At 73.4% G+C, this 19,204-nt stretch carries 21 protein-coding genes and 2 tRNA genes; 13 read left to right on the forward strand and 10 right to left on the reverse strand.

The window, feature by feature from the left end; all coding sequences use genetic code 11:
• Positions 1-87: 87 nt before the first annotated feature.
• Complete coding sequence (locus FYW99_RS09790; RefSeq protein ID WP_150251726.1) at positions 88-1,089, reverse strand: STM4015 family protein; 1,002 nt, start codon at positions 1,087-1,089, stop codon at positions 88-90.
• A complete protein-coding gene (locus tag FYW99_RS09795) occupies positions 1,086-1,541 on the reverse strand; it encodes a MerR family transcriptional regulator (RefSeq protein ID WP_150251727.1) in 456 nt (151 codons plus the stop codon). The genes FYW99_RS09790 and FYW99_RS09795 overlap by 4 nt, the downstream gene beginning before the upstream one ends.
• Before the next feature lie 59 nt (positions 1,542-1,600).
• Here FYW99_RS09795 and FYW99_RS09800 point away from each other — a divergent pair, with 59 nt between their 5' ends.
• From FYW99_RS09800 to FYW99_RS09815, 4 genes are all read left to right on the forward strand, one after another.
• Positions 1,601-2,191, forward strand: coding sequence for a class I SAM-dependent methyltransferase (locus FYW99_RS09800; RefSeq protein ID WP_150251728.1), 591 nt, complete (start codon positions 1,601-1,603; stop codon positions 2,189-2,191).
• A gap of 141 nt (positions 2,192-2,332) precedes the next feature.
• A complete protein-coding gene (locus FYW99_RS09805; RefSeq protein WP_017563928.1) occupies positions 2,333-3,130 on the forward strand; it encodes a class I SAM-dependent methyltransferase in 798 nt (265 codons plus the stop codon).
• Positions 3,131-3,273: 143 nt separating this feature from the next.
• Positions 3,274-4,515, forward strand: coding sequence for a phospholipase D-like domain-containing protein (locus FYW99_RS09810; RefSeq protein WP_150251729.1), 1,242 nt, complete (start codon positions 3,274-3,276; stop codon positions 4,513-4,515).
• 93 nt (positions 4,516-4,608) lie between these two features.
• On the forward strand, positions 4,609-5,367 hold the full coding sequence (locus tag FYW99_RS09815) for a class I SAM-dependent methyltransferase (RefSeq protein WP_150251730.1): 759 nt from the start codon (positions 4,609-4,611) through the stop codon (positions 5,365-5,367).
• Between the two features lie 35 nt (positions 5,368-5,402).
• Here FYW99_RS09815 and FYW99_RS09820 read toward each other — a convergent pair whose 3' ends face one another.
• The 3 genes from FYW99_RS09820 to FYW99_RS09830 form a co-directional block, all read right to left on the reverse strand.
• Positions 5,403-5,621, reverse strand: coding sequence for a calcium-binding protein (locus FYW99_RS09820; RefSeq protein ID WP_150251731.1), 219 nt, complete (start codon positions 5,619-5,621; stop codon positions 5,403-5,405).
• A 128-nt stretch (positions 5,622-5,749) separates the two neighbouring features.
• Positions 5,750-6,670 (reverse strand): Clp protease N-terminal domain-containing protein, encoded by a 921-nt coding sequence (locus FYW99_RS09825; protein WP_190394612.1) that lies wholly within the window; start codon positions 6,668-6,670, stop codon positions 5,750-5,752.
• A gap of 155 nt (positions 6,671-6,825) precedes the next feature.
• Positions 6,826-8,067 (reverse strand): FAD-dependent oxidoreductase, encoded by a 1,242-nt coding sequence (locus FYW99_RS09830; RefSeq protein ID WP_150251733.1) that lies wholly within the window; start codon positions 8,065-8,067, stop codon positions 6,826-6,828.
• Positions 8,068-8,208: 141 nt separating this feature from the next.
• On the opposite strand from FYW99_RS09830, the gene FYW99_RS09835 reads away from it, so the two are divergent.
• Complete coding sequence (locus FYW99_RS09835; protein ID WP_150251734.1) at positions 8,209-8,811, forward strand: TetR family transcriptional regulator; 603 nt, start codon at positions 8,209-8,211, stop codon at positions 8,809-8,811.
• Positions 8,812-8,966: 155 nt separating this feature from the next.
• Here the strand turns inward: FYW99_RS09835 and FYW99_RS09840 are convergent.
• Positions 8,967-9,039: transfer RNA gene (locus FYW99_RS09840), tRNA-Arg, on the reverse strand.
• Between the two features lie 420 nt (positions 9,040-9,459).
• Between FYW99_RS09840 and FYW99_RS09845 the strand changes: the two genes are divergently transcribed.
• Positions 9,460-10,566: a D-alanyl-D-alanine carboxypeptidase family protein gene (locus FYW99_RS09845; protein ID WP_150251735.1), complete on the forward strand. Its 1,107-nt coding sequence runs from the start codon at positions 9,460-9,462 to the stop codon at positions 10,564-10,566.
• A gap of 65 nt (positions 10,567-10,631) precedes the next feature.
• Here FYW99_RS09845 and mscL read toward each other — a convergent pair whose 3' ends face one another.
• From mscL to FYW99_RS09865, 4 genes are all read right to left on the reverse strand, one after another.
• Positions 10,632-11,039, reverse strand: a complete 408-nt coding sequence (mscL, locus tag FYW99_RS09850) for a large conductance mechanosensitive channel protein MscL (protein ID WP_150251736.1) — start codon at positions 11,037-11,039, stop codon at positions 10,632-10,634.
• A 106-nt stretch (positions 11,040-11,145) separates the two neighbouring features.
• Positions 11,146-11,802, reverse strand: coding sequence for an SAF domain-containing protein (locus tag FYW99_RS09855; protein WP_150251737.1), 657 nt, complete (start codon positions 11,800-11,802; stop codon positions 11,146-11,148).
• Between the two features lie 260 nt (positions 11,803-12,062).
• Positions 12,063-12,434, reverse strand: coding sequence for an FmdB family zinc ribbon protein (locus tag FYW99_RS09860; protein WP_150251738.1), 372 nt, complete (start codon positions 12,432-12,434; stop codon positions 12,063-12,065).
• A gap of 206 nt (positions 12,435-12,640) precedes the next feature.
• A complete protein-coding gene (locus tag FYW99_RS09865) occupies positions 12,641-13,285 on the reverse strand; it encodes a 5-formyltetrahydrofolate cyclo-ligase (protein WP_150251739.1) in 645 nt (214 codons plus the stop codon).
• A 158-nt stretch (positions 13,286-13,443) separates the two neighbouring features.
• Between FYW99_RS09865 and galU the strand changes: the two genes are divergently transcribed.
• The 7 genes from galU (at position 13,444) to FYW99_RS09900 (ending at position 19,102) form a co-directional block, all read left to right on the forward strand.
• Positions 13,444-14,382, forward strand: coding sequence for a UTP--glucose-1-phosphate uridylyltransferase GalU (galU, locus tag FYW99_RS09870; protein WP_150251740.1), 939 nt, complete (start codon positions 13,444-13,446; stop codon positions 14,380-14,382).
• A gap of 138 nt (positions 14,383-14,520) precedes the next feature.
• Complete coding sequence (gene glp, locus FYW99_RS09875) at positions 14,521-15,753, forward strand: molybdotransferase-like divisome protein Glp (RefSeq protein ID WP_150251741.1); 1,233 nt, start codon at positions 14,521-14,523, stop codon at positions 15,751-15,753.
• Between the two features lie 139 nt (positions 15,754-15,892).
• On the forward strand, positions 15,893-16,402 hold the full coding sequence (gene moaC / locus FYW99_RS09880; protein ID WP_150251742.1) for a cyclic pyranopterin monophosphate synthase MoaC: 510 nt from the start codon (positions 15,893-15,895) through the stop codon (positions 16,400-16,402).
• Positions 16,395-16,913 (forward strand): MogA/MoaB family molybdenum cofactor biosynthesis protein, encoded by a 519-nt coding sequence (locus tag FYW99_RS09885; RefSeq protein ID WP_150251743.1) that lies wholly within the window; start codon positions 16,395-16,397, stop codon positions 16,911-16,913. Before moaC ends, FYW99_RS09885 begins: the two co-directional genes overlap by 8 nt.
• A gap of 250 nt (positions 16,914-17,163) precedes the next feature.
• Positions 17,164-17,883: a GNAT family N-acetyltransferase gene (locus FYW99_RS09890; protein ID WP_150251744.1), complete on the forward strand. Its 720-nt coding sequence runs from the start codon at positions 17,164-17,166 to the stop codon at positions 17,881-17,883.
• A 395-nt stretch (positions 17,884-18,278) separates the two neighbouring features.
• A complete protein-coding gene (gene sepX / locus FYW99_RS09895; RefSeq protein ID WP_150251745.1) occupies positions 18,279-18,926 on the forward strand; it encodes a divisome protein SepX/GlpR in 648 nt (215 codons plus the stop codon).
• 102 nt (positions 18,927-19,028) lie between these two features.
• Positions 19,029-19,102: transfer RNA gene (locus FYW99_RS09900), tRNA-Ala, on the forward strand.
• Positions 19,103-19,204: the final 102 nt, after the last annotated feature.

Below are 19,204 nucleotides of genomic sequence, written 5' to 3' on the forward strand. Positions count from 1 at the left end.
GTGTGCGTCCATACCTACCAGTGCGCTCCGACGTCCCCGGGTCACCCGCGTCCGAGCGGCCCGGAGGCTCCCCGGCGGTTTCCGGGACTACTCCGAGACCGCCGGGTAGTACACGGCGCCGCTCCCCCAGACGTCCGGCTTCCCGCGTTCGGACAGGTCCACCTCCACCCCGGCTCGGGTGAACACCGCGCGGACCTCCTTCTCCGCCTCCTCGGACAGGTAGTGGCGGCGCAGGTCCAGCCTTCGGAGCCCGCGGAACACGGGCGACTCCACCAGGGGCGGGACGTCCTCGTCGCGCAGGGTTCCCAGGGACAGGTCCAGGGTGTGCAGGCGGGAGGTGACCGGTGCCTCGGCGAGGACCCGCACCCAGGCGCCCGTGTGCTCGGCGTTGCGCAGGCCCAGCGAGCGCAGCCCGGGGAAGGCCTCGCCGGACAGCGCCGGCGCGAGGTCCTCCGCCGTGGTGTCGCCCTCGTAGTCCTTCACCCCCAGCCACAGCTCCAGGTGCTCCAGGGCGGGGAGCCGAGCGGAGACGACCTCGCGGGTGAGCCCCGCGGGCAGTCCTCCGCCTTGGAGGGTGAGGCGGCGCAGCCCGTCGTGCTCCAGCGCCTCCAGGCTCAGGCGGATGGTGCCGCGCACCGCGAACTCGGCCAGACCGGGGAGGGCGGTCACCATTGAGGACAGGTTCCCGTGCTCGATCCACGACGCCTCGCACTCCTCGAAGGTCAGGTCGGCGTAGAAGAGGGAGCGCAGGCCGGGCAGGCGCGGAGCGAGCTCCGCGAGGGCGTCGCGGACGGCGTCGGAGGACTCCACCTCGAATTCCTCCAGCAGATCGCCGACCACGAGGGCGCGGACCGCGGCCGGGGCGCCGACGAACTCCAGGAAACCCTCCAGGTGGGCCCGGGGGTCGTCGTCCCCGACGCCGTGCCGGTCCAACCGCCAGGCCACCGACCCGGGGTCGGCCAGGCCGTCCCGCTCCGGAGAACGGACATCGGGAGCGGTGGTCCCCCCGTGCTTTTCCAGGCGACGGGCCTCCGGGTAGCTCGCGACGGGCAGTCCGGCGAACTCGGTCAGGTGGTCGTTGAAGGTCAAGGGGACTCCCGGAGACTCGGAGGGTGTGTGCGGTCATGCATGGCAGCGCACTCCGAAACCGAGGTCTCCTCCAGCACCGCCCTCATGGTCGGGCACTCCAGGATGTCCGGCGCCTCGCAGGAGAGCGTGTGCGCCACCATGTCGCGGACCGCCCGCAGCCGGGCCATGCGCTCGTCCAGCCGCGCCAGGTGTTCGGTCAGGCGCTCGCGTCGTGCCGCCCCGTCCTCGGCGCCGAACAGCTCGCGGATCTGCTCCAGGCTGAACCCTGCCTCCTGGGCGCGCAGCACCAGCGCCACCCGCAGGCGCTGCTCCGGCGTGTACCGGCGCTGGCCCCCCACGCGGCGGGACGGCTCCAGGACGCCGACCGACTCCCAGTGCCGCAGCACGTGGGCGGCCAGTCCGAAGGGTTCGGCCAGTTCGCCGATGGACAGCTCCGACTCGCTTGACTTCATGTGGACATTAACTTCCACACTGGGGCTCCGGTCAAGGAACCGAACTGAGGGAGGACACCGTGGACGAGCGGACCGAGCGTGTGCGCGGCGAGTGGGACCGGATGGCGCGGGGCTACGACCGCGGCGCGAGGGTACAGAGGGCCGTGCTCGGCCGCACCCGCGCCAGGCTGTGCGCCGGGGCGCGCGGCCGGGTCCTGGAGGTCGCCGTGGGCACCGGCCAGAACCTGCCCTACTACCGGGACGGGGTGGAGGTCACCGGGGTGGACCTGAGTCCCGGCATGCTGGCCAGGGCCCGGGAGCGGGCCGCCGGACTGGACGGGCGCTTCACCCTGTGCGAGGGCGACGCGCAGGACCTGCCCTTCGGCGACGGGGAGTTCGACACCGTCCTGTGCGCGCTCGCCCTGTGCACCATCCCCGACCAGTACCGCGCCCTGTCCGAGATGCGCCGCGTCCTGCGGCCGGGCGGGCTCCTGCTGCTGGTCGACCACATCGAGTACACCCGTTGGCCCCTGAGCGCGCTGGAGGCCCGCAGGGACCGGCCCCGGCGGCTGCCCCGGCACGTGGCCGTCGACGCGGGGTTCGCGGTCGACCACCACGACCGGACCGCGCTGGGGTTCGTGGAGCGCGTGGTCGCCCACCGCGTCCCCTGAGCGGCGGACGGTCGGGGTCGCGAGATCCGGCCCTTCGCCTTGAGGACGCCAGGATGTCCGAAAACCGGCCGCACGCGGCTCGCCGGGGCCGTTCCGGCGCTGCGGCGGGACTTCCCGCGGGCGCGGTGTGACAGTGGTCCCATGGCTACGCACAGCGAACTGCGAGACTTCTGGGAACGCCGTCTCGAAGGCGACTGGACCGAGAGCGGCGTCGGCTACCGGGCCCTGGGGCGCCCCTTCAACACGTGGATGTACAAGGTGCGCGAGGAGGTGTTCCTGCGCGAGGCCGCCCGGCTGACCCCCGGCCGGTCCGGCGCCAGCGTCCTCGACGTGGGCAGCGGCACCGGCTTCTACGTGCGCCTGTGGGGGCGCATGGGCGTCGGTGACGTCACCGGGTGCGACATGACCGACGCGGCCGTGCAGCGCCTGCGCGGCAGGTTCCCCGACCACCGGTTCGTCCGCCAGGACGCCGCCGACCTCGACGCCTTCGACGACGACTCCTTCGACGCGCTGTCCTGCATGGACGTGCTCTTCCACATCACCGACGACGAGCGCTACACCCGGGCCGTGGGCGAGTTCGCCCGGGTGCTGCGCCCCGGCGGCCTCCTCGTGGTCTCCGAGAACTGCCTCCGCCGTCCCGAGCAGCGCGGCGAGCACCAGGTCAACCGCACCCTGGAGTGGATCACGGACACCGCGGACCGGGCCGGGTTCGACCTGGTCCGCCGGGTGCCCATGCTCATGCTGATGAATGCCCAGGTGGACGCCCCCGCGCCCTGGCGCAAGGCGTGGGGCGGGGCCCTGCGCGCGGCCACCCTCACCGCGCCGACCGGGTGGCTCGCGGGTGCGGCGCTGTACCCGCTGGAGCGGCGCCTGGTCCGGGGCCGCAGTGAGAGCCCGACCACGGAGCTGGTGGCGTTCCGCCGCCGGGAACGGGGGTAGGGGGAGGGTCCTGTGTCACAGGGGACACGGGGCGGACGCGCCGCCGTCCGCCGGTGCCCCGGGATACGGTTGACGTCCACTTTGTACCAGGGGCGTCCGCGGTCGGGCCCGGCACCGCGGAGGTCCCTGCCCGGGAGGCGACTGTGCGACGCTCCACCATCACCTCGGTGGCCAAGTGGGGGCTCGTCGGGCTGGTGACCACCCAGGTCGCGGTGGCCGCGACCCTCATGGGGGTCAACCACTGGCGCAGGAAGGTGCGGCCGCGCCGGGCCTTCTTCCCCCGCACGGCGCCCGCCGAGCTGCCGATCGGCGACAGCGGGACCACGGCCACCGTGTACACCTACGGCGAGGACCTGTTCGAGGACATGATCGCGGCGATCCGGGGAGCCCGGCGCCGCGTCCTGTTCGAGTCCTACATCGTCAAGGACGACCGGGTGGGCCAGCGGTTCAAGCGCGCGCTCATCGAGGCGGCCGACCGGGGCGTCGAGGTGTACGTCATCTACGACGGCTTCGCGAACCTGGTGGTGCCCCGGTCCTTCTTCCGCTTCCCGTCCAACGTCCGGGTGCTGGAGTACCCGGCCTTCCGGCCCGGCGTGCTGCTGCTGAACATCCGCAAGTCCGGCCGCGACCACCGCAAGATCCTCACCGTCGACGGCGAGGTGGGCTTCGTCGGCGGGTACAACGTGGGCTCGCTCTACGCCACCGACTGGCGCGACACCCACCTGCGCGTGACCGGCCCGGCGGTGTGGGAGCTGGAGAACGCCTTCAGCGACTTCTGGAACATGAACCGGCGGCCGCTCCAGCCCGAGCTGGAGAACTTCGGCGACCCCGACTGGGACGCGCACTTCCGCGTGCACCGCAACGTGCCCGAGATGCTCATCTACCCCATCCGGGCGATGTTCCTGGAGGCCATCGACCGGGCCAAGGAGCGGGTGCTGTTCACCCAGGCCTACTTCATGCCCGACCGGGAGTTCCAGAGCGCCCTGGTCGACGCGGTGGAGCGCGGCGTGGACGTCAACGTCCTCGTGCCGGAGGAGTCCAACCACGTCGTCGCGGACTGGATCTCCCGCAGCCAGTACTCGGTGCTGCTGCGCGGCGGCGTGCGCCTGTGGCTGTACCGCAACGCCATGGTGCACGCCAAGACGGCGACGGTGGACGGACGCTGGTCCACGATCGGCACCGCCAACGTGGACCGGCTGAGCCTGACGGGCAACTACGAGATCAACGTGGAGATCTTCGACGAGGGCGTGGCCGGGCACCTGGAGGAGGTCTTCGCCAACGACCTCGCCAACGCCCGCGAGCTGTCCGAGTGCGAGTGGCGGGAGCGCCCCTGGTACGCCAAGTTCGGCGAGGCCGTGCTGGCCCCCTGGCGGCCCTTCCTGTGAGGGGCGGGGGGAGGGCGCCGCCTCCCCCCGCGAGACCCGCGCCGAACTGCTACGTTCACCGGTGCACCCGTCCTCCAGCGCACCGGAGCGAGCATGGAACCCGACTTCGACGACCCGTCCCTGAAGGCCGCACTGGCCCTGCACGAGGGCCAGGAGCGGCAGGGGCCCGGGTCGCGCGCCACCACCCGCCTCCTGCTCTCCCTGGCGTCCCCCCTGCCGCGGAGCCCGCGGGTACTGGACCTGGGCAGCGGCACCGGAGCGGCCTCGCTGCTCCTGGCGAGGGAGCTGGAGGGGGCGAGGATCACCGCGGTGGACCTGTACCCGCCGTTCCTGGCCGACCTCGCGGCCGCCGCCGAGGCCGCGGGCGCCGCGGACCGCGTCACCACGCGGACGGGCTCCATGGACGACCTGGACGACCTCGCGGACGGGTCCTTCGACCTGCTGTGGAGTGAGGGCGCCGCCTACAACGTCGGGTTCGCGCACGCGCTCGCCTCGTGGCGCCGTCTGCTCTCCCCCGACGGGGCGCTGGTGGTCACCGAGTGCGGGTGGACCACGGACGAGCCGTCGGCCGGGGCCCGGGCCTACTGGGACGCCCTGTACCCGCTGAGCACCACGGCCGAGAACGTGGCGGCGGCGACGGCCGCCGGATACACCGTCACGACCGCGTACCTGCTCCCGGCGAGCGACTGGGAGGCGTACTACGCCCCGCTGGAGGCGCGGGCCGCGCTGACCGACCCGGCCGACCCGCACGCCGCGGCGGCCGCCGCCGAACTGCGCCGCGAGGTCGCGGTGTACCGGGAGCACGGCCACGAGTACGGCTACGTCGGCTACGTGCTCCGGCCGCGGCGCTAGGCGCCCCCACGGTCGTACCGCCGCCGGACGCCCGCTCAGGGGCGGCGGCGTGTGGGCGGCGGCCCCAGCCGGTTGGGGAAGAACGGGTCCGGGTCCGTCTTGCGGGGCCGGGGCCCGCCCCAGTGCTGGGGGCCGGGGTGCGGGGTGCGGTGGAGCGCCCCGGCGATGGCGGCGGGCGAGCCGCCCCGCTGCCGGACGGGCGTTCTGTCCGGTTCCTCCGACCGCTCGTCCCGGAAGTGCTCCGTGTGCGCCATCCGTGTGACCTCCCCCGTCAGGTACCTGCTCCCGCTCCATGATCGGACGAGCCGCCCCCCGGTGTCATGGCGACACGTGGGGGAACCGGCACCGTTGACCAGGGGAGACGCGGACGCACCGGGCCCGGTCACGGGCCGGTCGGCTCCGGAGCCGCGCCGAACAACCGCTGGCGCGCCGTGTCGGCGTCCAGCCCGGCCTCCGTCAGGATCCGCGCGCCCGTGCTCTCGGGCACGCGGAGGATCCCGGTCAGGACGTGTGCGGCGGTGACCTCGCCCTGGGACCGCGTGAGGCGCTCCCGGTGGCTCAGCTCCATGGCGTGCCCGGCGTACGGGGTGAAGGGCAGGACCCTGACCTCCGCGGGCGCCTCCGCCCGCCCGCGGCCGACCAGTTCGTCGACGCGGCGCAGGACCAGGGGCAGGGTGACGCCGTGTTCGAGCATGAGCCGGACGGCGTCGTCACGGTCCTGCCCGGTGTGGAGGAGGCCGAGCAGGAGGTGTTCGGTGCCGATCTCGGCGTGCCGGTGCGCCACGGCCTCCGAACGCGCAAGGCCGACGGCGGTGCGCACCGTGTCGCCGAGGTGGTCGAGCACGCCTTCGGTGTTCCTGGAGGGGGTGTTCGTCTCCGACGCGTCGAGTGTGGTCCGGCGCAGCGCGTCGGGGTCGGTGCCCAGGGCGGCCAGGATCCGGACGGCGGTGCACTCGCGGTCGTGGATCAGCCCGAGCAGCAGGTGTTCGGTCCCGATGTAGTTGCGCTTCAGGGCGAGGGCCTCGCGCAGCGAGTTCTCCAGGGCCTTCTTCGCGCTGCCGGTGAAGGGGACGTGTCCCTCCGGCGCGACGGCGCCCGAGGGGCGCAGCGCCAGCGAGACGCGCTCGATCGCCTCGGCGTCGAGGCCGTGTCCGGTCAGGCAGCGGCCTCCGGTGCTCTGGGCCTCCAACGCCAGGCCCATCAGGAGGTGGTCGGTGTCGATGGTGTCGTGGCGCAGGTGTTTGGCCTGGGCCTGGGCCCGCACGACGATCCGGCGCGCGTTGGTGGTGAACCTCTCGAACACGTGTCCCTGCTTCCGGAGGAGGGGGGCTGGGGCGGGCGCCGTCGGGGACGGGCCGCCGCGGAACGGACGGCGCCAGTCTTCCAGACATCGGGGACCGAGGCCCGCTGCCAGCCGTTCGCCGCGTCCTGCCGCCTGCCGCCTGCCGCGGCCCTCCGTCACCCGTCCGTCGCGGCGTACTGCCTGCTGGCGCGCCGGATGCCGCGCTGGACGAGTCCGCGGACGCCCGGGAGCAGGACGGCCCGGATCGCCAGGTCGTTCATCCACACGTGCGCGCGGCTGGAGGGGGCGTACTGACGCGTCCCCCGGCGTGCGAGTGCCTGCCGCTTGCGGGTCTCGGGGCGCAGTCCCGCCTCCCACCGCGCCAGGGCCCCGGCGACGTCGTCGCCGTGCCGCTCCAGGGCGTCGCCGAGCCGGTCCGCGCCGCTGAGCGCGAGGGCCGCGCCGTACCCGGCGAACAGGGAGGGGCACCAGGCCGCGTCGCCCAGCAGCACGACCCGGCCGCGGCTCCACCTGTCCATGGAGATCTGGCTGACGGAGTCGAAGTAGGCGCCGGACGGGTCGTCGCGCAGCTGGCGGAGCACGTCGGGCACGTCCCCGCCGAGGTCGCCGAACGCCGCGGTGAGCGCCTGGGCGGGTCCCCGCGCCAGTTCGGCGTCCGGGTCCGCGCAGCGGTAGGTGAAGAAGGCCGAGGACCGGCCCGGCCCGAGGTTGACGACCGCCGCCGTGCGCCTCGGTCCGATGAACGTGGTGCCGGTTCCCTCCGGCACGCCCGGAGGGAGCCGGTCGAGCGGGAGCGCGCCCACGACGTGGTTCAGGTCGACGCGGAAGTCCGCCTCGGGACCGAACACGGCCGCGCGGACGCCCGAGTGCAGCCCGTCGGCGCCGACGAGCAGGTCGGCGCGCTCGGTGGTGCCGTCGCTGAGGCCGACCCGGACGCCGCCGGAGTCCTGGGCCACGTCCAGCGCGGTGGTGCCGAAGCGGAGAACCGCGGTCTCGCGCACGGCCTCGTACAGTGCCGACTCCAGGCCTCCCCGGAACACGGTGAGCGCCCGGTCGCCGAGGGCGGCCCTGGCGATCTCGGGAGGGACGGCGAACTTGCGCCGACCGTCGGCCCTCACCAGGACCGTGGAGAACAGGCCGAGGTCGCTGTCGGACAGCGCGGGGACGAGGCCGAGGCGCTCGGCGGCGTCGTAGCCCCACCCGACCAGGTTCACCATGTAGCCGCCGCTGCGGCGGGCCGGGGAGCGCTCGACCACGAGCGTCTCCCAACCGGCCCGGTGGAGCCGCAGCGCGGCGGCGAGACCGGCGATGCCCGCGCCGACGATCACCGCCCGCCTCGGCGGCGGGCCGCCGTCCCCGCCACCGACACGCTGGGAAGCGTCCTCGACGTTCGTCACCGCGACCTCCGGGCCACATGGGATTGGTATGAGCAAGCGTTCATACAAGTATGAGCACGTGTTCATACTGAACGCAAGCCGGTGGCCCGGTGTGCGGCGGACGACCGCGCCGGGGCCGGTCGAGGGCCTAGAATTCCTGGCATGCCACGTGGTGTCGCCATCCCCGAACTCAGGCAGCGGCTCTTCTCCGCGGTCGAGCGGGTGATCGTCCGGGAGGGGCCCGGCGGGCTCAGCGGCCGGGCCGTCACACGCGAGGCCGGTGTCGCCGCCGGGCTGCTGTACGCCCACTTCGCGGACACCGACGACTTCCTGGCCGCCTACGCCGTCGATCGGGGCTTCCAGGTCTGTGCCGGGGCCGCGGCCCTGCCGGGGCGCGCCGGTACGGGCGCGGTCGCGGACAACCTGGCCGAGGCCGTGCTGGCGACCCCGCCGACGGTCCTCCTGGCGCTGGCCAGGCTCATGGTCTCCCGCCCGGAGCTGGCCGGACGCGTCCGCGCGGTCCTCGGCGACCGCACGGCCGGTCTGGAGGCGGTCGAGGCCGAGGCCGCGGCCTACCTCGGCGCGGAGCGGCGCCTGGGGCGCCTCCACGGGACCGCCGACCCCGAGGCCCTGGCGCTGGCGGTGGTCGGCGCGGTCCACCACCTCGTGCTCACCGGCGCGGAGGAGTCCGTGGTCCGCGACAGGATCCGGCGGACGGTGGCCGCGCTGGTCGCGGGTTCCACGGTGGAGGTCGGCCGCCGGTAGCCGCCAGCGGGTGGGGCCGGACGGGTGCGCGCCGCGAAAGGCCCACGCGGGTGCGCGGGCCGCCGCGTGACGAGAGCTGTGGAACGCGGCCCAGAACGGGCCCCGGAAAGCGTTCTGGGGTCCCTCCCCGAAGGAGGAACCCCAGTTCACAGACGCGGCCCCGGCAGGATTCGAACCTGCGGCACCCGCTTTAGGAGAGCGGTGCTCTATCCCCTGAGCTACGGAGCCATGGGTCGGACGCAGGTATGTCTTACCCCGTCACCGGACCAAGCCTAACCCAGGATGGGCGTGGATGGGGTGTCGGTCCGCCTCCGGCGGGGGCGGTTGGGGGACTCTGCGTGCATGGCGGAGTACGCTGACCTACGATTGGTTGTCCTGGTGCGGTGTGACGTTGTTCATGGCGCATGTCGTGTTATGGCCGCGTATGTACCCTCGATAACGACGGGTGACCGGGCTCGGCGTCGACCAGCCCGGCGGTGACCAGGTGTTTCACCGAAGCCCGGAGTGGAGGGCGACGGGGCGGGGAGGGGCCCGCCCGCGACCCGCTCCGCCCGGTGGACCGATCTCGCGTGGCCGCATGTGGACATGTAGTACGTTGCCTTGCGGCCACGGGTAGGTGTTCGAGGAAAAGCAGCCGGAGGATCATTCGTGCCGTTCACTTCTGATGCGGCGCGGCGCAGGTCCCGCGTACCGGGTGGCGGCGGGGCGCTCACCGCCTTCGCCCTGTCCTACCGGGTCCGCTTCGCACAGGCGCTGACGCTCACGCTCGTCACCGCGCTCCTCGTGGCGCCGGTGCACACCGGCGCGCTGGAACCCGCCGAGGCGAGCCTGGAGGAGTTCCGGGAGAGGGCCGAGACCGCCTCCCAGGAGCTCGAGGAGGCCAACCAGGGCCTCGTTGACCGCCAGGAGGCGCTGGAGGACGCCCAGTCGGAGCTGGTCCAGACCATCTACGACCTCCAGCAGACCGAACTCGAACTCAACGAGATGCGCGAACCGCTGGCCCAGCTGGCCAGCACGCTGTACAAGCAGCCCGACGGCGGCATGCTCGCCCTCCTGGCGTCGGGGACACTCACCGAGGACCTGCAGATGCAGGCCTACGCGGCGAAGATCTCCCAGGACAACCAGGTGCTCATCCAGGACGCCACCGACCTGCGCCAGGAGCAGGTCGAGCTGGCGAGCCAGGCGCAGGAGCTACAGACCACCACCCAGCTGGAACAGGTCGAGCTGGCCGCGGACATCGAGGCCCTGCGCGAGCAGTCCGAGCAGACCACGAACGAGCTCGTGCAGGAGCTGGAGGACCGCGGCATCGACCCGGAGGCCTACATGGCCGCCGCGGACTGCGACCCGGACGCGGCCGCGAACGCCCAGGGCGCGGCCAACGGCCTGCTCCCGGCCAACTCCCTGTGCGACCTCTACGACGACAAGAAGCTGCGCGCCGACGCGGCCGTGGACTTCCTCCAGCTCAACGCCAGGTACGTGGACGAGTACGGCGAGAACATGTGCATCACCAGCGCCTACCGCGACCTGCCCAACCAGCACCGTGTCTACGGCCAGGTGGCGCCGGGCTTCGCGGCCGTCCCCGGCACGAGCAACCACGGTCTGGGACAGGCGATCGACCTCGGCTGCGGCATCCAGAACTACCGGTCCGACCGCTGGCTCTGGATGGAGGCCAACGGCGCCGACTTCGGCTGGCATCATCCGGCCTGGGCCAAGTCCAGCCCCTTCGAGCCCTGGCACTGGGAGTACACCGGCTGATCCTCGCCCGGCCCTTTTTCCGGGGGCGGCCCCGCACGGGGCCGCCCCCGACGCGTCCGGCCGCCTCAGACGGCGGTCTCGGGCACCACCTCGCTGGTGCAGTGGGCGCAGCGGGACGCCTTCTTGCTGATCTCGGTGCAGCAGTGCGGGCACTCGCGCGTGGTGGCCTCCTCGGCCTTGACGAAGCGCTCCATCACCTTGGCGACGGGCAGGACCACGAAGAAGTACACGATCGACGCGGTGATCAGGAACGAGATCAGCGCGTCGACGAACGCCCCGTACAGGAACCGGCTCCCGTTGATCTCGAAGTAGAGGTCCCCGAAGGTGGGAACCCCGCCGAAGATGCCGATCAGCGGGGTGATGAACCCCTCGGTGAACGCGGTGATGAGGTTGGCGAAGACCGCGCCGATCACGACCGCGACCGCCAGCTGCACCAGGTTGCCCTGGAGCAGGAACTTCTTGAAGCCTTGCATGGATACAAGCCCTACATACTCGTGGTGTCCGTACGGGCGCCGCGGCGGGGTTCCCCTGGTGGGAGCCCGCGGCGCCCGGCCAGCTTTGCCCACCGGAGGTCGCCGGTCAACCGCGGATGGTGATGGACAGCCGCGAGCCGGCCGCGTGGCCCGCCAGACTCCTGGCCTCGACGGGTGTGGCCGCGATGACGATCAGCGCGCCGCCCTCCCCGCCGCCCGAGGGCTCCTCCTCCGGGAGGGCCAGGACGGGGCGGTCGCTGGCCACCTCCACGGCGGGGCCCGCGCGGGCGGGCGCGAGGTCGTCGCGTCCTCTGGCGGCGAGGACGTCCACCCGGCTGCCGGGGGAGAGCAGGTCCACCGCGCCGGGGTCGGCCACCCGCACCGGGACGGCGACCAGGCCGGGACCGTAGGCCCGCGCGGGAGGGTCGGCGAGCCGGGCGTCGGTGATCACCTCTCCCCGGCGCACCGGGGCGTTGAGGCGGAGCCCCGCGGTCGCGGTGTCGGCCGCGAGCGCGCCGCCCGGCACGGAGCCGGCGGGCAGGTCCCGGGCGGTGAGGTCGCCGTCGGTGAGGGGGTCCGCCGCACCGAGGTCGCGGGAGGCGACCAGGACACGGGAGGTGGGCGCGGGCGGAGGGCGTACGGCCAGGGCGGCGCTGAGGAGCGCGGCGGCGGCCAGGAGGGCGGCGACGACGCGCCGGTGCCGGTCCAGGAGCCGGGTGAGCGCGCGACGGTGCCGGTAGGGAAGGGGCGCGGCGTTGTTCATACCCTCAACGCTAGGTCGCGGAGGGGCCGTTCGGAGGTTGTCCACAGGCCTGATCACACGGGCCGCGCGCCCCGGGTCCGAGCGTTCCCGGACGGGGAGGTGGAGGGCCGCCGGCGCGCCGACGCGCCCGCCGGGTCCGGGCGCTGACGCTCCCGGGCGGGGACGCCGCGGGTGCCCGCCCGGTGCCTCCGCCCCGGGGCCGGACATGCCGCGCGCCGCCGAGGGATCGGCGGCGCGGTGGCGGTCAACGGCCCGGCGGGTCAGCCCGTCGCGGCGGTGGCGCTGGTGCTGCTGCTGGCCTTGCTCGTGGTGCTGGTGCCGCTGCTGGTGTCCGAGGAGGAGCTCTTGGCGTCCGAGGAGGTGGACGAGGCGGAGGAGGAGTCGGTGGAGCCCGAGTTCCCGCCGTCCTTGCCCTCACCGGAGCCCGAACCGGTCAGCACGGAGCTGTTGGAGGACTTGCCGCTGTCGGTGCGGTAGAAGCCGGAGCCCTTGAAGACGATGCCCACGGCGGAGTACACCTTGCGCAGGCGGCCCTCGCACTCGGGGCAGACGGTCAGCGCGTCGTCGCTGAAGCTCTGCACGACCTCCATCTGGGCGCCGCACTCGGTGCACGCGTACTGGTACGTAGGCACTGTTCGGGTCCTCCTTGCTGGCACTCTCGCCCGTTGACTGCTAAATAGTACGCGCTCGCCGACCGGAGCCGTGACAGGGCCTCGCCCACGGAGATCGGTGCGGTGACGCACGCGGCCGGGCGCCGGGCGCCGCCGGAGCGCGACCGCCAGCGACAACGCCCCCGGCGTTCGGGTTAATCCCGCCCTGCGCGTCCCGCCCCTCCCGCTCAGCCCCTCCCGCTCAGCCGGTCCCGCTCCGCCGGTCCGCCCGGCCACACGCCCGTGCCGAGGACCCGCACCCCGCCGGACGGGGTGACCACGGCGTCCACGGGCCGGTCGTGCGACTCGGCGGGCAGCGACTCCACGAACTCCTCGTCGTGGACCAGGGCGATCGCCGGGGTGTGCGGGCCCTTGCGGGCCAGCGCGCGGTCGTAGCACCCGGCGCCGCGCCCCAGGCGCGTCCCCCGCCGGTCCACGGCCAGGGCCGGGCAGACCACCGCGTCGGCCCGGGCCAGCGCGTCGGGCCCGTAGCGGCGGCCCACGGGCTCCAGCAGCCCGTGCCCGGCCGGGACCAGGGAGTCCGGCCCGTCGAAGGCCGCCCAGTCCAGCTCGCCGCCGGGCAGGAACACGGGCAGCAGCACGTAGGCGCCGCGCTTCCACAGCGCCGCCACCAGCTTGCGGGTGTCGGGCTCCCCGCCCACGGAGTAGTAGCAGGCGACCGTTCCGCCCATGGCCAGCCACGGGACGTCCAGCAGCGCGTCGCGGACCGCCGACCCGGTCCGGGAGCGTTCCTCGGGGCTCCGGGCGCGCCGCCGCTCCAGGAAACCCCTCCGCAGCCCGGCCTTGGCCTCACGCAGCTCGCTCTCGCCCATGGCCCCAGTGTGGCACCGCCCCGGCCCCGGCCGTATGCCCCGTGCGGTGAACACGCGGTGGCGGTCCGCCCTCCGCCGCCCGAAACCGTCGGGACTTCTTGGCGCCCTCCCGGGTGTGGAGACGCTGAGACGGCCGACCGCTGTCCTAAAGTGCCGACATGAACGACTCCACCGACCAGAAGCGACCCTCCGGTTCCGCGTCCGTCACGAAGGCGGTCGTACCCGCCGCGGGCCTGGGCACGCGTTTCCTGCCCGCGACCAAGGCCACGCCCAAGGAGATGCTGCCGATCGTGGACAAGCCCGCGATCCAGTACGTCGTGGAGGAGGCGGTGGCCGCCTCCCTCCAGGACGTCCTGATGATCACGGGTCGCAGCAAGCGCTCCATCGAGGACCACTTCGACCGGGCCTACGAGCTGGAGGAGGCGCTGGAGGCCAAGGGCGACGACGCGCGGCTGCGCTCGGTGCGTGAGTCCAGCGACCTCGCCCAGGTGCACTACGTCCGCCAGGGCGAGCCGCGCGGCCTGGGCCACGCGGTGCTGTGCGCGGAGGCGCACGTGGGCGACAACCCCTTCGCCGTCCTGCTGGGCGACGACCTCATCGAGTCCGCCGACCTGCTGCGCCGCATGATCGAGGTGCGCGAGCGCCACGGCGGCAGCGTCGTCGCCCTCATGGAGGTGGAGCCCGAGCAGGTGTCCCTGTACGGGTGCGCGGGCATCGAGCCCACCGACGAGGAGGACGTCGTCACCGTCACCGACCTGGTCGAGAAGCCCGCCCCCGAGCAGGCGCCGAGCCGCTGGGCGATCATCGGCCGCTACGTCTGCGACCCGGCGGTCTTCCCCGTCCTGCACGAGACCCCGCCCGGCCGGGGCGGTGAGATCCAGCTGACCGACGCCCTGCGCGAGCTGGCCCGGCGCAAGCCCGAGGACGGTGGCACGGTGCACGGCGTCCTCTTCCGCGGGCGCCGCTACGACACCGGCAACAAGGCCGACTACATCCGCACGGTCGTGGACTTCGCCTGCCGCCGCCCCGACCTCGCCGACGAACTGCTGCCCTGGCTGCGCGACTTCGTCGACCGTGCGCAGGCCCAGCGCCCCTGACCGGGGACGCCCGAGCGCCCCGACCGGGGCCCGGCGCACCGCACGCGGGGCCGGACGCGGCGAGAATGGGGTGTGAGCCGTCTCCTGAGGGAGGGGAGGCGGGGCCGCCAAAGGAACCGCGAACCGGGAGGAACCCCCGTGAAGAGCGTCGAACAGCACGTCGCCGATGTCCTGGCACTGATCCCCGATCCCGTGCCGACCGAGCTGGACCTGCTCCAGGCACACGGCGCCGTGCTGGCCGAGGCCGTCACCTCGCCCGTGTCGCTGCCGGGCTTCGACAACTCGTCCATGGACGGGTACGCGGTGCGCGCCGCGGACCTGGAGTCGGCCTCGCCGGACACCCCCGTACGGCTGCCGGTCGTCGCCGACATCCCGGCGGGCGACCCCTCCCCGACCGCGGTTCTGCCGGGCAGGTCGGCCCGGATCATGACCGGCGCGCCCATGCCCTCGGGAGCCGACGCGGTGGTCCCGGTCGAGTGGACCGACGGCGGCACGGCCAGGGTGACCTTCGACCGGCCGGTGAAGGCGGGCAACGCCGTGCGCCGCGCGGGGGACGACGTCACCGCGGGTGCCACCGTGCTGCGGCCCGGCGTGCGCGTCGGTCCGGGGGAGATGGGCGTCCTGGCGGCCGTCGGGCGCCGTTCGGTGCCCGTCTACGCCCGCCCCCGTGTGATGGTGCTCTCCACCGGCGAGGAGCTGGTCGAGCCCGGGCGCCCGCTCGGCCCCGGCCAGATCTGGGAGTCCAACAGCTTCATGATCGCCGCCGCCGCGCGCGACGCCGGGTGCGAGGTGCACCGCCACGGGTTCGTGGGCGACCACCCGCAGACGGTGCGCGACACGCTGGATGACCTGCTGGTGCGCGCCGACATCGTGGTGACCACGGGCGGGGTGAGCATGGGCGCCCACGACGTGGTCAAGGAGGTGCTCACCCGCGAGGGCACCGTGGAGTTCACCCAGGTGGCGATGCAGCCGGGCAAGCCCCAGGGCTTCGGCGTGATCGGCCCGGACCGGACCCCCATCGTCACGCTGCCCGGCAACCCGGTGAGCGCCTTCGTGTCCTTCCAGGTCTTCGTCCGGCCCGCGCTGCGCCGCCTGCGCGGGCTCGACCCCCGGCCGCTGCCGAGCATGCGCGCGCTGCTCACCTCGCCGGTCACCTCCCCGCCCGGGCGCCGCTCCTTCCTGCGGGCGGTGCTGGAGGAGTCCCCCTACGGACGCGACGCCGAGTCCACGGTGTCCCCGGCTCTGCACCAGGGCTCGCACCAGCTGTCCGCCCTGGCCGGGGCCAACGCGTTCGTGGTGGTGCCCGAGGAGGTGACCGAGCTGGCCGCGGGCAGCCGCGTCGAGGTGGTGCGCCTGCCCGAACCGGCCTGAGCCGCGCCCTCCCGAACCCGCGGACCTGTGGACGGGGAGCGTCCGAAAGTGCCGTACGGTCGTGGTGGCGCGCTCCGGCGCGCCCGGACGCGGCCGCCCGGCCGCGTCCCGCGTTCCGAGCGGAGGAGTTGGCGGACCCATGACCGACACCCCACGGCGTGAGGGGGCCGACCACCCCTCCGGGTTCACCCACCTGGACGGGTCCGGCGCCGCGCGCATGGTCGACGTCTCACAGAAGACGGTGAGCGCGCGCACGGCCACCGCGTCGGGCCGGGTGCTGCTCGGCTCCGAGGCCGTCGCCGCCCTGCGCGGGGGAGAGGTCCCCAAGGGCGACGCCCTGGCCGTCGCCCGGATCGCCGGGATCCAGGCGGCCAAGCGCACCCCCGACCTGGTGCCCCTGTGCCATCCCATCGCCGTGCACGGCGTGGACGTGGACCTCACCGTCGTGGACGAGGGCGTGGACATCCGTGCCACGGTCCGCACCGCCGACCGCACCGGCGTGGAGATGGAGGCGCTCACCTGCGTCATGGCCGCCGCCCTCGGGCTGGTGGACATGGTCAAGGCGATCGACCCCGGGGCCGAGGTCACCGGGGTGCGCGTCGAGGAGAAGACCGGCGGCAGGAAGGGCCACTGGAGGCGTGGTGACTGAGGCCGTGCCCCCCGTCCTCCGCGTCGCGGTCGTCACGGCGTCCAACCGGGCGGCGGCGGGCGTCTACCCGGACCGCTCCGGACCGGTCGTCGCCGAGGGACTGCGCGGAGTCGGCTGCGCGGTCGTGGGGCCGTGGGTGGTCCCCGACGGCGAACCGGTGGCACAGGCCATCGGCCGCGCCCTGGACGAGCGGCTCGACGCCGTCGTCACCACCGGGGGCACCGGGCTGACCCCGCACGACCACACGCCCGAGGTGACGCGCGCGCTGCTGTCCTACGAGATCCCCGGGATCGCCGAGGCGCTGCGTGCGGCGGGCCGGGACAAGGGCGTGCCCACGGCGATCCTGTCGCGCGGTCTGGCCGGGGTCGCCGAGCGCGCGGGGCACCGGATGCTCGTGGTCAACCTGCCCGGCTCCCGGGGCGGTGCCGCCGACGGGATGGAGGTGCTGGCGCCGGTGCTGCGGCACGCGGTGGACCAGCTGCGCGGAGGGGACCACGCCCACTCCGAATGACACCGGAGAATGACCGGAATCACATCCCGGGCATTCCGACCGTTGAGAATTCCTTGGGGTAGGGCCGGTTTTCGGTACGGAAGTATTGGAGTTAGGAATCATCCGATTCTTGCCCGCTGGGGCGACGACAGCCATGCCGCATCCCAGGGAGTGGAATACTGGAGCCCGTCACCGGCGACGGCAACCCGACGCCCCGGCGTCCGGTGTCGCACCGCTGGGCTACGGTGCCGAGGGCATCGAAGGGACGGTCGTGAATCGCAGACATGGGTGGCCCGTCACCCTCCAGGAGGGGCCGGTCGTACTCCGGCCGCTGCGGCTCCGCGACGCCGCGGCGATCAGGGACACGCGTTCGCGCAACGAGGAGTGGCTGCGTCCCTGGGAGCCCACCTATCCGGAGATGCCGCTGCGTACCACCGGGCTCGCCCCCTACGTCTCGATGCTCCAGTCCATCCGCCACGAGGCCAGGCAGGGCCTGTCCATGCCCTGGGCGGTCCTCTACGACGACAGGTTCGTCGGTCAGATCACGGTGGGGGCCATCGCGTGGGGTTCGGCCAGGTCGGCGCAGGTCGGGTACTGGATCGACAGCGCCCACGCCGGGCGCGGCATCACCCCGACCGCGGTCGCGCTGGCCGTGGACCACTCCTTCTTCCGTGTCGGGCTGCACCGGATCGAGGCCAACGTCCGGCCCGAGAACCGGGCGAGCAGACGCGTGGTCGCCAAGCTGGGCTTCCGCGACGAGGGCGTGCGCAGAAGACAGCTGCACATCGACGGGGCCTGGCGCGACCACATCTGCTACGCGATCACCGCGGAGGAGGTCCCCCGGGGGCTGCTGTACCGGTGGCGCCACGGATCGCCTTCCGGACCGTCCGAGGAACCCGGTTCCGGCCCCGGTTCCGCTTTGGGGCCACAGGGCCCGAACGGTGGCCGGGATCCGCGCGATCCGGCGAGTCCACACCCGGGGCCGAACTGAACGTGCCAACATCACAGAAGCATCTGGAACTTAAACCTGACTTTAGTGACATTGATTCATTACTTTGCGTTGAATTGGGGCTGCGCTCCGCAGTCGTTGACTGACCTGCACTTTCACCCCCGGGGTCAGGGCGTCCGAAACTGAGAGTCCACAATCTTGCGACACTCCGGTCAGAATGTGGCGCATTTATGGACACGGGGTCGTACCGTGCGGAACATAGACGCATTGACGATGCGGGCAACGCGTGGATATGGCGCACCGGAAACTCCCCGGACCGGGGGAGGGGCGGGGGCGGCGTTCCCCGGCGGGACGTCTCCGTCCCCGGGAGCACCACGCGGCGCGGTGTCGACGAGGTGTCGATCAACGTCCAGTGGCCGTCATCGTGAGGAGGGGTGATGAGCAGCTCTCCTCTGTACCTGGCCATCGTGGTGGTGTGGCTCATAGTCCTGGTGCCGATGCTGCTGCGGAAGGACCCCGTGGACACCTTCCACGAGGACCAGCGGGAGGACGGGGAACCCGCGGGGACCGAGGACGGGGAGGACGGGGAGGACGCCGAGGGGCGTGCGGAGGACCCGGACGCCACCGAGACCCGGGTCCTGCGCCGCGACGACTACGTCACCGCCCCGGCGGACGCCCCCGGGCTCCGCGGGGACGCGCCGCGCCCGGGGCGGTACCGCGCCGAGTCCGGACCGCGCGCCCGCGTCATCGCCCGACGCCGCCGTCGCACCACGACGCTGATCCTGGTGAACGTCGCCACCCTCGTGGCCGTGGCCTTCGGGCTGGGGCCCTGGTGGGTGGCCGCCCCGCCGGTGCTGCTGTTCGCCGGACACCTGGTCCTGCTCCGGGAGGCCGCCAAGGCCGACGCCGAGCGCAGGGAGGCGGTCCTGCGGGCACGCCGCAGGGAGGTCCAGCGCGCCCGCCGGGAGGAGGCCGAGCGACGGCGTGAGGCCGAGCGCGAGGCCGAGGTGATCGCCCTCAAGGAGCGGCGCAGCCAGGTGTACGACCAGTACGCGGACGCCCGGCTGCGCGCCGCCGGGGACTGACCCGGGGTCGGACCGCGAGCGGGCCGGTCCGGGGCCGGAGCCGGACCGGGAAAACCCGGTTCGGACCACTCCGGGTTTCCTGCTAGTCTGGATCTCGTCTTCGGGGCTATGGCGCAGTCCGGTAGCGCACCTCGTTCGCATCGAGGGGGTCTGGGGTTCAAATCCCCATAGCTCCACCGCAGACAGCAAGGCCCCGTCCCACCCGTGGGACGGGGCCTTCGCCGTGTCTCCGGGGACTTCCGGGAGACACGCGGGCTCCGGGCCGGAGGCGGTGCTGC

This window comes from Nocardiopsis deserti (genome assembly GCF_008638355.1).
Classification (GTDB): Bacteria; Actinomycetota; Actinomycetes; order Streptosporangiales; family Streptosporangiaceae; genus Nocardiopsis; species Nocardiopsis alborubida.

Bases quoted from the DNA above. Each gene is read 5' to 3' on its own strand.
- FYW99_RS09835 (WP_150251734.1), top strand. From the start codon at position 8,209: ATGCCACGTGGTGTCGCCATCCCCGAACTCAGGCAGCGGCTCTTCTCC.
- FYW99_RS09865 (WP_150251739.1), bottom strand. From the start codon at position 13,285: ATGGGCGAGAGCGAGCTGCGTGAGGCCAAGGCCGGGCTGCGGAGGGGT.
- FYW99_RS09795 (WP_150251727.1), bottom strand. From the start codon at position 1,541: ATGAAGTCAAGCGAGTCGGAGCTGTCCATCGGCGAACTGGCCGAACCC.
- galU (WP_150251740.1), top strand. From the start codon at position 13,444: ATGAACGACTCCACCGACCAGAAGCGACCCTCCGGTTCCGCGTCCGTC.
- FYW99_RS09820 (WP_150251731.1), bottom strand. From the start codon at position 5,621: ATGGCGCACACGGAGCACTTCCGGGACGAGCGGTCGGAGGAACCGGAC.
- FYW99_RS09855 (WP_150251737.1), bottom strand. From the start codon at position 11,802: ATGAACAACGCCGCGCCCCTTCCCTACCGGCACCGTCGCGCGCTCACC.
- FYW99_RS09805 (WP_017563928.1), top strand. From the start codon at position 2,333: ATGGCTACGCACAGCGAACTGCGAGACTTCTGGGAACGCCGTCTCGAA.
- moaC (WP_150251742.1), top strand. From the start codon at position 15,893: ATGACCGACACCCCACGGCGTGAGGGGGCCGACCACCCCTCCGGGTTC.
- mscL (WP_150251736.1), bottom strand. From the start codon at position 11,039: ATGCAAGGCTTCAAGAAGTTCCTGCTCCAGGGCAACCTGGTGCAGCTG.
- sepX (WP_150251745.1), top strand. From the start codon at position 18,279: ATGAGCAGCTCTCCTCTGTACCTGGCCATCGTGGTGGTGTGGCTCATA.
- FYW99_RS09815 (WP_150251730.1), top strand. From the start codon at position 4,609: ATGGAACCCGACTTCGACGACCCGTCCCTGAAGGCCGCACTGGCCCTG.